General features: G+C 71.2%; 14 protein-coding genes. 4 read left to right on the forward strand and 10 right to left on the reverse strand.

Annotated features, from left to right (window positions below):
- The 3 genes from HW466_RS21645 to HW466_RS21655 form a co-directional block, all read left to right on the forward strand.
- A partial coding sequence (locus tag HW466_RS21645) for a thiolase family protein (RefSeq protein WP_478283374.1) occupies positions 1-474 on the forward strand: 474 nt, incomplete at its 5' end.
- Between the two features lie 213 nt (positions 475-687).
- Positions 688-1,431: an acetoacetyl-CoA reductase gene (phbB, locus tag HW466_RS21650; protein WP_059447902.1), complete on the forward strand. Its 744-nt coding sequence runs from the start codon at positions 688-690 to the stop codon at positions 1,429-1,431.
- Positions 1,432-1,630: 199 nt separating this feature from the next.
- Complete coding sequence (locus HW466_RS21655) at positions 1,631-1,831, forward strand: hypothetical protein (RefSeq protein ID WP_059773051.1); 201 nt, start codon at positions 1,631-1,633, stop codon at positions 1,829-1,831.
- Between the two features lie 73 nt (positions 1,832-1,904).
- On the opposite strand, the gene HW466_RS21660 is transcribed toward HW466_RS21655, so the two are convergent.
- From HW466_RS21660 to HW466_RS21705, 10 genes are all read right to left on the reverse strand, one after another.
- Positions 1,905-2,198 carry a hypothetical protein gene (locus HW466_RS21660; RefSeq protein WP_059447900.1) on the reverse strand — a complete coding sequence of 98 codons (294 nt, stop codon included), beginning with the start codon at positions 2,196-2,198 and terminating at the stop codon, positions 1,905-1,907.
- Positions 2,199-2,220: 22 nt separating this feature from the next.
- Positions 2,221-2,757 carry a hotdog family protein gene (locus HW466_RS21665; protein ID WP_151007049.1) on the reverse strand — a complete coding sequence of 179 codons (537 nt, stop codon included), beginning with the start codon at positions 2,755-2,757 and terminating at the stop codon, positions 2,221-2,223.
- Positions 2,754-3,572: a beta-ketoacyl synthase chain length factor gene (locus tag HW466_RS21670; RefSeq protein ID WP_176316099.1), complete on the reverse strand. Its 819-nt coding sequence runs from the start codon at positions 3,570-3,572 to the stop codon at positions 2,754-2,756. The genes HW466_RS21665 and HW466_RS21670 overlap by 4 nt, the downstream gene beginning before the upstream one ends.
- On the reverse strand, positions 3,569-4,792 hold the full coding sequence (locus HW466_RS21675; protein WP_151007110.1) for a beta-ketoacyl-[acyl-carrier-protein] synthase family protein: 1,224 nt from the start codon (positions 4,790-4,792) through the stop codon (positions 3,569-3,571). The genes HW466_RS21670 and HW466_RS21675 overlap by 4 nt, the downstream gene beginning before the upstream one ends.
- A gap of 63 nt (positions 4,793-4,855) precedes the next feature.
- Positions 4,856-5,743, reverse strand: coding sequence for a polysaccharide deacetylase family protein (locus tag HW466_RS21680; protein WP_060346309.1), 888 nt, complete (start codon positions 5,741-5,743; stop codon positions 4,856-4,858).
- Entirely contained in the window at positions 5,740-8,220 is a 2,481-nt protein-coding gene (locus HW466_RS21685) for an MMPL family transporter (RefSeq protein WP_174905857.1), read from the reverse strand. Before HW466_RS21685 ends, HW466_RS21680 begins: the two co-directional genes overlap by 4 nt.
- Positions 8,220-8,867 (reverse strand): outer membrane lipoprotein carrier protein LolA, encoded by a 648-nt coding sequence (locus HW466_RS21690; RefSeq protein WP_059790068.1) that lies wholly within the window; start codon positions 8,865-8,867, stop codon positions 8,220-8,222. Before HW466_RS21690 ends, HW466_RS21685 begins: the two co-directional genes overlap by 1 nt.
- Positions 8,864-9,838 carry an LpxL/LpxP family acyltransferase gene (locus HW466_RS21695; RefSeq protein ID WP_059790066.1) on the reverse strand — a complete coding sequence of 325 codons (975 nt, stop codon included), beginning with the start codon at positions 9,836-9,838 and terminating at the stop codon, positions 8,864-8,866. Before HW466_RS21695 ends, HW466_RS21690 begins: the two co-directional genes overlap by 4 nt.
- Positions 9,835-11,577 carry an AMP-binding protein gene (locus HW466_RS21700; protein WP_151006539.1) on the reverse strand — a complete coding sequence of 581 codons (1,743 nt, stop codon included), beginning with the start codon at positions 11,575-11,577 and terminating at the stop codon, positions 9,835-9,837. Before HW466_RS21700 ends, HW466_RS21695 begins: the two co-directional genes overlap by 4 nt.
- Positions 11,578-11,642: 65 nt before the next feature.
- Positions 11,643-12,287, reverse strand: a complete 645-nt coding sequence (locus HW466_RS21705; RefSeq protein WP_174905858.1) for a COG4648 family protein — start codon at positions 12,285-12,287, stop codon at positions 11,643-11,645.
- A gap of 587 nt (positions 12,288-12,874) precedes the next feature.
- Here HW466_RS21705 and HW466_RS21710 point away from each other — a divergent pair.
- Positions 12,875-13,135, forward strand: a complete 261-nt coding sequence (locus HW466_RS21710; RefSeq protein WP_059447890.1) for a phosphopantetheine-binding protein — start codon at positions 12,875-12,877, stop codon at positions 13,133-13,135.
- Positions 13,136-13,193 lie beyond the last annotated feature (58 nt).

The following is a 13,193-nucleotide window of genomic DNA, read 5'->3' on the forward strand; positions in this document are numbered from 1 at the left end:
GCGAAGGACGGCTCGGTGACGGCGGCGAACGCGTCGGGGCTGAACGACGGCGCGGCGGCGGTGCTGGTGATGTCGGCGCAGAAGGCGGCGGCGCTCGGGCTGACGCCGCTTGCGCGGATCAAGGCGTACGCGAACGCGGGCGTGGATCCGAGCGTGATGGGCATGGGTCCGGTGCCGGCGTCGCGCCGCTGCCTGGAGCGTGCGGGCTGGACGCCGGGCGACCTGGACCTGATGGAAATCAACGAGGCCTTCGCGGCGCAGGCGCTGGCGGTGCACAAGCAGATGGGCTGGGACACGTCGAAGGTGAACGTGAACGGCGGGGCGATCGCGATCGGCCACCCGATCGGCGCATCGGGCTGCCGGATCCTGGTGACGCTGCTGCACGAGATGGTCAAGCGCGATGCGAAGCGCGGGCTGGCGTCGCTGTGCATCGGCGGCGGGATGGGCGTTGCGCTCGCGGTCGAGCGCGGTTGAGCAGGGTCTGACGATATGCACGCGCGCGGCGCCGGCCAGCGCCGCGCGCGTGCGCGGCAATCTTCGCGCGGAACAAGCAGCCAACAACATGCGTGATGTTCCGGTGCGCCGTGCCTGCGTTGCAGGCGCCGACGCACCGCAGCGGTGGGGTGGCAGCATGTGCCATGCCGTCGCCCCGCATCATTGACTACTTTTTTGTCGGTAACTCATAGGATGACTAAGCGAATTGCAGTTGTGACAGGTGGGATGGGCGGTCTCGGCGAAGCGATCAGCATCCGGTTGAACGATGCCGGGCACCGGGTCGTCGTCACGTATTCGCCGAACAACACCGGTGCCGATCGCTGGCTGACCGAGATGCACGCGGCCGGCCGCGAATTCCACGCGTATCCGGTGGACGTGGCCGACCACGATTCGTGTCAGCAATGCATCGAGAAGATCGTCCGGGACGTCGGCCCGGTCGACATCCTCGTGAACAATGCGGGCATCACGCGCGACATGACGCTGCGCAAGCTCGACAAGGTCAACTGGGATGCGGTGATCCGCACCAATCTCGATTCCGTGTTCAACATGACGAAGCCGGTCTGCGACGGGATGGTCGAGCGCGGCTGGGGACGCATCGTCAACATCGCGTCGGTCAACGGCTCGAAGGGCTCGGTCGGCCAGACCAACTACGCGGCCGCGAAGGCCGGCATGCACGGCTTCACGAAATCGCTCGCGCTCGAGATCGCGCGCAAGGGCGTGACGGTGAATACGGTATCGCCGGGCTATCTCGCGACGAAGATGGTGACGGCGATTCCGCAGGACATCCTCGATACGAAGATCCTCCCGCAGATTCCGGTGGGACGGCTCGGTCAACCCGAGGAAGTCGCGGCGCTGGTCGCGTTTCTGTGCTCGGAGGACGCCGGCTTCGTGACGGGCTCGAACATCGCGATCAACGGTGGCCAGCACATGCATTGACGCGCAACTGGCCCGGGCGGCGTTCGCACGCGCGTCCGGGCCGCGCTCCCGCTGTATCCAGCGCCGGGCGGCGCGCCAGGCGCGCGGTGACGGATCGCGGACGCAGGTTCGCCGCGGAGGCGGCGGCCCGTGCGTGCCCGTGCTCCGGCCACTGCGTCGCGGCACGCGCGCCGCATCGGCCTCGCATTCCGGAGGAGGCATGGGTGATACCTGGATGGGATTCGCGATCGGCGGCTCGGCACTGGCCGTCGCGCTGACGATGGCGATCGCGCTTCACTGGCTCGAGCGGCGCCGCGCGCGGCTGCTGCGCAACTTCGATCATCGCGATTGCTGGTTCTTCGCGTACGGCAAGTGCCTCGCGCGCAGGCCGACGCGCCGTACGCGCGGCGGCGCGCGCTGACGGCGGCGCTGCGGCACCGGCGCGCTCGCGCGTCGTGCCGTATCCCGCGCATGCGTGCGCGGGACGCCCGCGCTCAGTCGCTGCTTTTCGCGGAGCCTTCGCCCGAATCGTTCTTGTGGAAGATCCGCTTCGTCGTGCGCTTGGTGGCGTCCCAGCCCTCGCGCGACGCGTGCGCGATGCCGTGGCCGACCGTCTTAGCCGCACTCGCGGTCGCATGGCCGAAGCTGCGCGCGGCCTCGCCGGTCTTGTGCGCGGCTTCCTTCGAATCGCGCTTGATGTCCTGCTTGACTTCGGACATGTCCGCGTGCGCGATCGGGCTGATCAGCGCGAGAACGAACGCGGTGCAAATGAACTGACGTGCTTTCACGACCTGGTTTCCTTGGGGCTGTTTATCGAATGTCCGCGCGGCCGGCAGGCGGCCGAACGAGTACGCCGGCCGCAGATGCGTCGAGCATCACCACGGCCCGGCCGCCGAGCAGCACGCGCTCGCCGCAGCGCAGCGTGAAGCCGTACAGCACGGAGCGGTCGTCGTCGCCGATGCGCTCGGCATCGACGATCAGCGGCAGCTCGAACGTGTCGAGCCGATCGACGAATGCGTCGACGTTGCGCACGCTCGCCAGATAGCCGGCGCGCGGCCGTGCGAATTCCGCCTGCGCGCATTGCGTACTGAGCAGCGCGCCGTGCACGGCCATCGCCTGCGCCGCGTATTCGATGCCGCAGACCGATGCGAGCCGCCCGTGCGAGCGAAGCGGGTTGCGCGGATCGCGATGGCTCGTCGCGCTGCAGCGGATCCGCGCGGCATCCCATGCTTCGACGCGATCGAGCAGGCACATCGCGCCGTCGTGCGGAATGTGCGCGGCGATCCATGCGCGATCGAGCGTCGCCGCCGTCGGCTCGGGCACGAGCGTCGATACGGGCGTCGTCATTGCGCGCCCTCCGCTGCGGTAGCCGGCAGCGCGATATCGACCTGCACGCGCGTATCGTCGAGATAGTCGAGCACGACGCTCGTCGAGCGTCGCGTCGCCAGCGCATCGAGCAAAGGCAGCGCGCGCGCGGCCGGATTGCCGGTGCGCAGCGCGTCGAGTTCGGGATTCGCGAGCGTCGTTGCCGGCGCGTCGGTGAACTGCACGTCGATGCGCGCGAGCGTGCGTTCGCTCGCGCCGGGTGCGAGCACCAGCGCGACGCCGAATGCGTCGACGATCGGACGCACCGCGCGCAGCGGCTCCGGATAGTCGGTGTCGTAGGCGATCAGCAGGCTCGGCACGCGATCGACCGCGACCTGGCACAGGCTCTCGAGCAGGCCCGCGGCAAAACTGCCGTCGTGCGCGCACACCACGTTCGACGTTGCCATCGCGCGGGTCGCGATGCTCCAGTAGCCGGCCGGCGCGTTGTGCACGGAGTTGTGAAAGCGCGTCGGCGACAGATGGCGATCGTCGCTGGCGAGGGTCTCGCAGATCGCGTGGCAGTTCTGGCCGTCGCCGCCGGACGCGCTGAACACGGTCGCGAGCGTGGCCGCATCGCGTCCGCTCGCGGCTGCCGCCTCGAGGCCGACCGCAAGCGCGACGCGCACGACGGGGCCGGTGCGGCGGCGCTCCGCCGGCGGCAGGCCGGCGGGCGGCGGCAGCACGGTGCGTGCGCTCGCGTAGGCCGCACGGCCCGCGAGCACGTCGGCCGCGTGCGGCCAGTCGTTCAGTCCCGGCCCGACGAGACCGACGCTTTCGATGAAGGCCGTGAGCGTCATGTCGGCTCCCCGCGGCTGGCATGCCCGGCGCGGCCGAGGATCAGGCTGCAGTTCGTGCCGCCGAAGCCGAACGAGTTCGACAGGACCGCACGCACGCGCGCGTCGCGGCTCGCGAGCACGTAGTCGGCGGCGAGCGCCGGGTCGGGATGCGTCGTATTCACACCGGCCGGCACGAACTGTTCGCGCAGCGCGAGCGCGGCGACGACCGCTTCGAGTGCGCCGGCCGCACCGAGCGTGTGACCGGTCGCGCCCTTCGTCGAGCTGCACGGCGTGCGTGCGAGCAGCGCGCCCACGGCGCGACTTTCGGCGGCATCGTTGCTCGGCGTCGCGGTGCCGTGCAGGTTCACGTAGTCGATGTCGCCTGCGGCGAGGCCGGCCGATGCGAGTGCCTGTTCGATCGCGATGCGTGCGCCGAGCCCTTCCGGATGCGGCGACGACATGTGATGCGCATCGCTCGATTCGCCGATGCCGAGCAGCAGGATCGCGTCGTCGTCGAGCGCGGCACGTGTATCCGGCATGCGTTCGAGCAGCGCGAACGCAGCCGCCTCGCCGATCGAGATGCCGTCGCGCGCGACGTCGAACGGCCGGCACGGCCTGCGCGACAGCAGCTCGAGCGAATTGAAGCCGTACAGCGTCGTCAGGCACAACGAATCGACACCGCCGACGACGGCCGCATCGATCAGCCCGGCTTCGATCATCCGGCGCGCGGAGCCGAACACCTTCGCACCGGACGAACACGCGGACGAGATCGCCATGGCCGGCCCGCGCAGCGCGAAATACGCACGCACGAACGCGGCCGCCGAATACGGGTTGTGCGTGTGCGCGTAGCGGAACGCCGCGCGCAGCGCGCCGCTCGCCGGATCGCGTTGCTGGTACGCACGTTCGGTCTCGAGGATGCCGGACGTGCTCGTGCCGATGAACACGCCGACGCGCGCGGCGCCATGGCGCGACACGGCCGCCGCGACGCGCGCGTCGAAGCCGTCCTGGACGAGACCGAGTTGCGCGAGGCGGTTGTTGCGGCACTCGAAGTCGGCGAGATCCGGGCGCACGGGATGCGCATCGACGCCGTCCACGGCGCCGATCCAGGTATCGAGATCCGCGCGTTCGAAGTCGCACGGCGCGAGCCCGCCGCGTGCGTTGCGCAGCGCGTCGAGCGTCGCCTCGAGGCCGCTGCCGATGCAGCTGGTGGCGGTGAAGTGCGAGAGCAGGAGAGGTTTCACGAGGGTCGTATCCGGTAGCCGGAACGGGCGCCGCAGCGGGGCTGGCGGGCGCGCCGGGCGTGGTCAGATTTTATCAAACGGGCATGCCGGCGTGCCCGGCCGGCCGGGCGGTTCGGGCGCGAGCGCGGCGCGCAGCGTGGTCCACTGCAGCTGCGCATCGGCGGCCGCGCGAAGCAGCGCCGGCAGCACGTCGAGCACGACCGGTTCGCCGCGCGCGTCGCGCGCCGCATGGCCGTCGTGCACGAGCAGGATGTCGCGCGGCGCCAGACCGTCGAGCAGGCGGCGCGTGACGATGTCCGCGTCGCGCGCGCGCGTGTCGAAGCCGCGCCGTGTCCAGCTGGCGAGCTGCAGCCCGAGCTCGCACAGCACCGGTTCGAGAAACGGATTGCGCAGGCCGGCCGGCGCGCGGAAGAAGCGCGGACGCGTGCCGGCGATTTCGGTCAGCGTCTGCTGCGCGGCCGCGATTTCGCGCCGCAGCGCGGCGGGCCCGGACAACGAGAACGTATGCCGGTGCCGCTGGCTGTGGTTTTCCACCGCATGGCCGCGCGCGACGATCGCTTCGATCCATCGCGGATGGCGGCGCGCGAGATCGCCGATACAGAAGAACGTCGCGCGCGCATCGTAACGATCGAGCAGGTCGAGCACGCGCGGCGTGACGTCGGGGTCCGGGCCGTCGTCGATCGTCAGCGCGATGCGGCGGCCTGCGCCGGCCGGCAGGCGCGTCCAGTTCGGCCCGAGCAGCGCGCTGCGCGGCCACAGGCCGGCGGCGGTCAGCGCGAGATGCGACGCGACCACGCCGCCTGCGGCCCACGGCCAAGCGGCCGGCTGCGCGACGATGGCCGCGAGCGCGCCCGCATGCAGCGCGGCCGTGCCCGCGATCAGCGGCGTCGGCTTCCAGCGGCGCGCGTCGCTGCCGGGCTGTCGCGGCGGAACGGACGACGGCGCGTTCATGCGCGGGCTCCTGTCAGATCGGGAAGTGTGCCGCGCGTCGCCGCGCCACGCGGCGCGAGAGTCGCCGCGAATGCGAGCGCGAGCATCGCGCCGGGGCCGACGGTCAGCCCGAAGGTTTCGAGCAGCGGCACGCGCGACAGCGCAAGCAGGCCGAAGCCGGCGACCGTCGCGAGGTTCGCGATCAGCAGCGACACGAGCGTGTACGGCGTGACCGGTTGCGCGTCGTCGCGCTTGCAGAAGAACAGCGCATAGTTCGAGCCGACCGCGACGATCAGCAGCATTCCGACGAGATGCAGGATGGTCAGCGGCACGCCGGCGAGCGCGAAGCCGGCCGTCACGACCAGCACGGCCGCGATCAGCGGCGCGAGCGCGCGCACGGCGCGGCGCGGCGAGCGCAGCGCGATCAGCAGCAGCACGGCGATCGCCGCGAAACCCGCGAGCGAGAGGCGCAGGTCCTCGCGCACGTAGTTGACGTACAGGCCGTCGGCTTCGGCCTTCATGTCGACGAACAGCGCATCCGGCACGCCGGCGCGCGCGACGGCCGCGCGGATCGGCGCGGCATCGAGCGCCGGTGCCGCCGCCGAAGCGGCGCGTGCGGCGTCCGGCGCACGCAGCGGCAGCATCGCGCTCCAGCGGCCCGCACGCTCGGTGAGCAGCGCGTCGACGGCGAGCGCCATCGACGTGCCGCGCAGGTCCGCACGCGTGAGCAACGGCGCGTGGCGCGCGGCCTCGACATCGACGATGAACGGCGCGAACAGCTCGGGTTTGACCGACACGGGCTGGTTCGCGACGGCCTCGCGCATTCTCGCGGCGAGCACGTCGGCATCCGGCAGGCTCGCCTGGCGCGCGCGCTGCGTGGCGTCGCTCGGCAGATAACGCGCGGGACTCTCGAAGCCCGCGAGCGTGCCGCGATCGACGAGCGGCTGCAATTGCGCGGCCACCCGCTCTGCGCGTTCGAGTGCGGCCTGCTCGGTCGGCGCGGAAATCACGACGAGATAGCGCACGTCCGGTGCGCCGACATCGGCGCGCAGGCGCGCGTCGAGCGCCTGCGCGCGGGCCGGGACGGGGCTCAGCGCCGCAAGCTCGCGGCTCCACAGGCGGTCGTGATGCCACGCGAGCGTCGCGCACGCGGCGAGCACGAGCACGCCGAGCGGCCAGCGCAGCCGCGGCGCCGCAGCGGCCGCGCGCGCGAGCACCGCGCCGATGCGCGACACGTCGCGAATCGCAACGTGCTCGCCGCGCAGGTGAGGCAGCACGAAGCGCGTGACGAGCGCGGCGGCCGTCAGGCCGGCGATCGAGTACAGCCCGAGCTGCACGAGGCCCGGAAAGCCGGAGAACAGCATCGACGCGAAACCGCACACGGACGTCAGCACGCCGAGGCGGATCGTCGGCCAGTATGCGGCGACCCACGCGCGTGTCGCATCGGCGGGCCGCGCGGTGCCGCGCGAGCCGGCCTGCGCCGACTGCACGAACAGATAGATCGAGTAGTCGACCGCTTCGCCGATCAGCGTCGTGCCGAAACCGAGCGTCAGTCCGTGGACCGTGCCGAACGCGATGCCGACCGCCGCGATGCCGGCCGCGATGCCCGTCAGCACCGGCAGCAGCCCGAGCGCGAGCGTGCGCGGCGAACGGTACAGCGTCAGCAGCAGCGCGACGATCAGCACGACGCTCGCCGTCGACAGCCGTTCGACGTCGTGCCGGATCGTGTCGCGCGTGTCGACCGAGAACACGCCGGGGCCGGTCATCGCGAGCGTGTACGCGGCGCCGTTCGGCAGCGTCCGCGTCGCGGCGGCGAACGCGCGGCGCACCGCGTCGATCGCACGCGCCTGCGCGTCGGTGTCGGCGCCGGCGGCGGCCGTCTGCACGACCAGCACCGCGCGCGTGCCGTCGCGCGACGCCCATACGCCGTCGCGCATCGCGGGCTGCGCGCCGCTGTCGAGCCGGTCGATGAGCGCGGTCACTTCGCCGGTCGGGTCGCGCGGCAACATCGCCTTCGCGACGAGGCCGGCCGACGAGCTCAGCAGGTCGAGGCTGTCGCCGAGCGCCTGGTGCAGGCCGTCCGCGCTGAAGCGTTGCGGCGAGACGGCCGGGCTCAGCAGGTAGCGATGGTCGAACACGAATTGCCGGTCGCGCGCGTCGTCGATGGCTTCGCCGTTGTTGACCGCCGAGAATTGCCGGTCGGCGCGCAGCGTGCCGGCGACGCGCCGCGACAGCGCGGCGCGCGTGGCCGCATCGCCGCCGTCGATCGCGACGAGGATCATCCGCGACACGATGCCGTCGCGCAATTGATCGACGAGCACGCGCTGGCCGGCGCTTGGCGCGCGCGGCAGGAACGCGGACAGGTCGGCCGTGAAGTTCGCGCGGGCGATCGCGATCCCGCACGCGACGAGCGCGAGCAGCCACGCGAGCACGGCGCGTTGCCGCCACGCAGGCGTGCGGTGCGCGACGGGGGCGCTCGGTCGGGTACGTTCGTCCATCACTTCGCTGGTACGGGTTGCAGGCGCATCGTCGAATGATCGCCGTCGGCCTGCTGGATCGCGACGCTGCGCAACACGTCGCGCGAGCCCTCGAGCGTGATCGTGCTGACGACCTTCAGCATCCGCGAATCGAGCGGCGTGAGCATCAGCGTCCAGTCGTCGCCGCGGCCGGCGAGCGCGACCTTGTAGACCTGCTCGAGCGCATAGCGATTGCCGGCGAGCGTCGCGCGGATGCTGTCGATGAACGCGCCGAGCTCCGGATAGCGCGCGAGCGCGAGCGTGTACTTGCGGTTGTTGCGCTCGACGGTGAGCATGTCGCCGTCGACGACGAGATGCTCGGGCTTCGGGCTGAGCGTGTGCTTCTCGAGGTGATCCGGCGCGACGAACACGAGCTCGCCCGACGATTCGAGCGGTTGCGCGGCGATCGACAGCGTCTTCGTCTCGGTGAACGTCGCGCGCCCGGACTTGTGCTGCGCGAGCGTCGACATCAGCCGGTCCAGGGTCCACGACGCCGAACCGGTGTCGGCCGCGTGCGCGGGCAACGCGAGCGCGACGGCGGCCGTGATGGCGAACCTGCGCGCCGAGCGGCGCAGCGCGCGCGCGCCCGGCAGCGGAAACGGCAACGTGAAGCGGCGAGCGGCGGTCATGCGTCGGAATCCCTCGTGGCGGGCAGGCCGGCGCACGCGCGCGCATCGTCGCGGTGCGCGGCGGCGGTGCCGGTCTGCCAGAAATCGAAATAGTTGAACCAGTTGTACGGCGCCGCGCGGCAATACTTGTCGAGCAGCGCGACGTAGCGCGCGAGCGCCGCGTCGACGGCCGCCGCGCGCGTGTCGCGGCGCACGTCGGAGAAATCGGCGAGCGTCTCGAAGTGCACGTCGTAGCGGTTGCCGTCGCGATAGAGGCCCGTCATGAACAGCACCGGGCGCCGCAGCATCGCGGCCATGTACAGCGGCCCGAGCGGGAACGCGGCCGGTGCGCCGAGCAGCGGCAACCGCCGCAGCGACGTGGCCGCATCGTCGAGCAACGTGCGGTCGGCGAGCATGCCGACCATGCAGTTCGCGTCGAGGCGTTCGCGCACCTTCAGCATCGAGTCGACCTGCCCGAGCGGAATCACTTCCGGTTTCGCGGCCGGGTTCACGGCGGCGAGCGTCGCGTTGATCTTGCGCGCGTTCTCTTCGAACATCGTGACGACGACCCGCAGGTCCGCACGCGTGCGGCCGATCGCGCGCACGACTTCGAAGCTGCCGAGGTGCGCGCCCATCAGGAATACGCCGCGCCCGGCGGCGAGTGCGTCGTCGACGCGCGTTTCGCCATGCAGCCGGATGTCGAACAGATCGAAGCGTCCGTTCATCAGGTAGATGCGGTCGTGGATCGTCGCCGCGAACGTGAACACGTGCCGGTACACGTCGCGCCAGCGGGCGGGACGGCCGAGCACGCGGCGCAGATAGTCGCGCGACGCCGCGCAGGCGGCTGGCGAGAACAGCACGAAATAGGCCGCGATGGCGTGCAGCACGACGCGCGACGGCCGCCGGCCGAACCGCAGCGAGATCCACGTCATCGCACGCAGCAACGCCGCGTTGCTGCGCTCCTGGCGCTCGGCCCATGCGGTGCGCTTCATGGTTGTGCACCGTCCTGCGCGGCGGCCGGCGCGGACAGCACACCGGTGGCGACGTCGCGCGCGCCGGCGCGCAACGTGAAGCGGATCGGGCCGCCCGCTGCCGCATCGAACGCGAGATCGAGCGGCTCGCCGGGCGCGACCGGGCTCAGGAATTTCGCGGAAGCCAGCCGCCACGTGTGCAGCGGGCGGTTCAGCGATGCGCCGAGTGCCGCGATCGCGTGATCGAGCAGCACGACGCCCGGCACGATCGGATGACCGGGGAAATGACCGGGCAGCGCAGGGTGGTCGGCGGGTATCGTGAACGCAAGCGGCGCATCCGCAACGACGGGCTCGCTCGCGTTGGCTGTCGCGGTGCGCGCGTGCCGTGCGACGAGCGCGGCGAGCACGTCGCGCGGCAACTTGCCCGTTTCGTTGCGCGGCAATGCGTCGACGAACACGAGCGGACGCGGCATGAACGCGGGATCGATCCGTTCGCGCAGCGCGCGCTGCAGATCCGCCGCGGCGAGCGTCGGCGCGACCACGAGCGCGACGAGCCGCGTGACCGGTTCGCGGGTCGCATCGGCACCGGCCGGCGCGGCGTCGTCCGGCATGAAGAACACGCCGTCCACGACGCCGGCGATCGCGTTCAGCTGGTGATTCAGATAGGCGAGCGACGTGCGCTTGCCGGCGATGTTGACGAGATCAGCCTTGCGGCCGTGCAGCAGGAACCGGCCGTCGCCGAGCAGCTCGAGCGCGTCGCCCATCGGCACGGGGGTTTCGACGTGGCCGCCCGACGCCCACACGGTCGGGCCGCTGTCGTCGCCCGCGTCATGTGCTGCGCGGGCGTCGAGACGGATGCCGGGGAAGAGCTGCCACGTCGCGCCTTGCGACGTGCGGCGGGTCGCGATCTGGCCGGTCTCGGTGCTGCCGTAGATCTCGACGAGCGGCGCATCGAGCGCGGCCTCGGCTTCGCACGCGAGCTTCTCCGACAGCGGTGCGGTGGCCGACAGCACGAGCGCGGCCGGCGGCAGCGCGTGGCCGGCCGACAGCAGCGCGCGCAGGTGAATCGGCGACGTGACCAGCACGCGCGGCTGCGGGATCGCGGCGAGTTCGTCGCGAATGTCGACCGGGTAGAACGGCTGGCGGTTGCTGAACGCGAGGCCGCCGATCAGCGCGAGCAGCACCGTCGATTCGAAGCCGTACATGTGCTGCGCGGGCACGGTGCCGATCAGCGTGGCCGCGCGGCCGTCGAGCAGGCCGAGGCGGTCGGCCGCCGCACGCACGCAGCCGACCAGGAAGCCCCAGGTCTTGCGATGCGGCACCGGCGCGCCGGTCGAACCGGACGTGAACACGTACGCCATGATCCGCGACGCGTCGATCTGCGGCACCTCGCACGGCGCGTCATCCGCGAGGTCGCCGGGCGCGGCGTCCGGATACGCGAAGCGCGGCAGGTCGATCGCGCAGTCCGGCGCGTCGTGCAGGCAGAACGCGTCCGGCGCGAACGACGCGAGCTGGCGCACCATCTCCGGCGTGTGCGTCGACGGCAGCAGGCTGATCCTGCCGGCGACGAGCGCCGCGCACAGGCTGACCGCGAAGCGGTAGCGATCGCGGCACACGTTGAACACGTGGTCGCCGACGGGCAGCGCGGCGGCCACGCGCGCGACGTCGGCGACGAACGCGCGCACGCTGACGGGCGCACCGTCGCGCCACGCAATCGTCTGATCCGGCGAGGAATGAAACACCAGCGGGTAAGTCGGCATAAATCGTCTGAAGCGGGAGACGGTCACCGGCGCGGCCGCGATGCGGCGCCGCGCCGGTCATGAATTCATCGTGACGGCTGCGTCGACGCACGATATGCGCGCACCGCGTCGACCATTCGCGGCCGCGCGTCGTGCGGCAGTGCGAAGCGCCGGCACGCATGCTCGGCGGCGAACATCGCGGCGACGAGCGGCAGCGACAGGTAGTTCGCGAACGTCGACCACGTGACGATCGGCGCGGTCGCGAACAGCAGCGTCGACACGGCGGCGATCGCGACGAAGAACAGCGTCCATGCGAGCGTGATGCGTCGCGTGTAGCGCGCGACGGCCGGCGTGATCGTGCCATGGATCATCGTCGCGAAGCGCGTGCACAGCGGCACCTGGCCGGCGGCGAGCGTGCGGCCGAACAGCAGCGCCATCGCGAGGTTGAAGCTCGCGTGTTCCAGATACAGGCCCCATTCGAAATGGCGCGCGAGCGCGGTGCGCCCGATCCACAGCGCGACGGCGGCCAGCAGCCATGCGGGCACCAGCCAGCCACGCCGCGGCGAGCGCCATGCCGCGCCGAGCGCGAGCAGCAGCGGTGGCACGAGCGCCATCGCGAGGCCGAAGCCGTGCGCGCCGTGCGTGGCGGCCGCGTAGTGCGCGCCGATCTGGTACGCCGCCACTGCGGCGAGCGCGCCGACGCCGCGCGCGATGCCGAGCGGCGAGCTCATCGCTGCACTCCGCGCACGCAACGCATGCGTGCATTGCCGCCGTTGGTCGCGGCACGGCGGCGAACGGGCGGGCAAACCGGGGCGAGGCGAACGGACGGGCGCGGCATGGTTGCTGGAAACATCGGGTGAATCGAGGCCGGACGCATTCGTCGGGCCATTAAACATCATATGAATGCCGGCCGCGACGCGTGTCCCGGCCGACTGTCGGGCACGCACATTTTAGGGCCGCGGGGCGGCGGTTCGCGCGCGGCGCGCGCGGGTTTTGTAACCGAATGTATGGCAGCGCACTGAACCTTTCGCGGCGGCGATTCATATCCGCCCGAAGCGGCTCAAGCATCTGCTGCGATCGGGTCCCGAAACCGGGTGCGGCGGGGGCCTTCAGTCTGTAACCATTCCGCGTATACGTGCCGATACCCGTTCGTCTAGAATCCGCGTAACTTTTACACACGACCCCCGATTACGCAGGCGGGGAGCCGGCAGACGCCGGAGGGACGGAGATTCGCGCGGGCTTCGCACGCGCCGGTCGCGCACGACGATTGCCGTTTCCGGGCGCCTCCCGCTGCCATGGCCGCCTGCCCGCAAGCATGATGAACGCACTCGAACAAGAGCTCGCCACGCTGATCATCGGCGAACTGAATCTCGAAGACGTCCCGCTCGAAACGGTGACGGCCGAGACCCCGCTGTATGGCGAAGGCTTCGGGCTCGACTCCATCGACATCCTGGAAATCGCGCTGCTGATTTCGAAGAAGTACGGCTTCGAGCTGCGCTCGGACAATCCCGACAACCAGAAGATCTTCGCGACGCTCGGCGCGCTTGCCGGGTACGTCGCCGCGCATCGCACGAAGTGACGGCGGCGCGCACGGGCGCGTCGCGGCACGAAGACGATGGCGGCACGAAGACGATGAC

The sequence above is a fragment of the Burkholderia territorii genome (genome assembly GCF_902833055.1).
In the GTDB taxonomy this organism is placed as follows: Bacteria; Pseudomonadota; Gammaproteobacteria; order Burkholderiales; family Burkholderiaceae; genus Burkholderia; species Burkholderia territorii.

What these genes read in the sequence shown, in the direction of transcription:
- HW466_RS21705 (WP_174905858.1), bottom strand. Translation starts at nt 12,287, where the DNA reads ATGAGCTCGCCGCTCGGCATCGCGCGCGGCGTCGGCGCGCTCGCCGCA.
- HW466_RS21700 (WP_151006539.1), bottom strand. Translation starts at nt 11,577, where the DNA reads ATGCCGACTTACCCGCTGGTGTTTCATTCCTCGCCGGATCAGACGATT.
- HW466_RS21710 (WP_059447890.1), top strand. Translation starts at nt 12,875, where the DNA reads ATGAACGCACTCGAACAAGAGCTCGCCACGCTGATCATCGGCGAACTG.
- phbB (WP_059447902.1), top strand. Translation starts at nt 688, where the DNA reads ATGACTAAGCGAATTGCAGTTGTGACAGGTGGGATGGGCGGTCTCGGC.
- HW466_RS21685 (WP_174905857.1), bottom strand. Translation starts at nt 8,220, where the DNA reads ATGGACGAACGTACCCGACCGAGCGCCCCCGTCGCGCACCGCACGCCT.
- HW466_RS21665 (WP_151007049.1), bottom strand. Translation starts at nt 2,757, where the DNA reads ATGACGACGCCCGTATCGACGCTCGTGCCCGAGCCGACGGCGGCGACG.
- HW466_RS21695 (WP_059790066.1), bottom strand. Translation starts at nt 9,838, where the DNA reads ATGAAGCGCACCGCATGGGCCGAGCGCCAGGAGCGCAGCAACGCGGCG.
- HW466_RS21670 (WP_176316099.1), bottom strand. Translation starts at nt 3,572, where the DNA reads ATGACGCTCACGGCCTTCATCGAAAGCGTCGGTCTCGTCGGGCCGGGA.
- HW466_RS21690 (WP_059790068.1), bottom strand. Translation starts at nt 8,867, where the DNA reads ATGACCGCCGCTCGCCGCTTCACGTTGCCGTTTCCGCTGCCGGGCGCG.
- HW466_RS21680 (WP_060346309.1), bottom strand. Translation starts at nt 5,743, where the DNA reads ATGAACGCGCCGTCGTCCGTTCCGCCGCGACAGCCCGGCAGCGACGCG.
- HW466_RS21655 (WP_059773051.1), top strand. Translation starts at nt 1,631, where the DNA reads ATGGGTGATACCTGGATGGGATTCGCGATCGGCGGCTCGGCACTGGCC.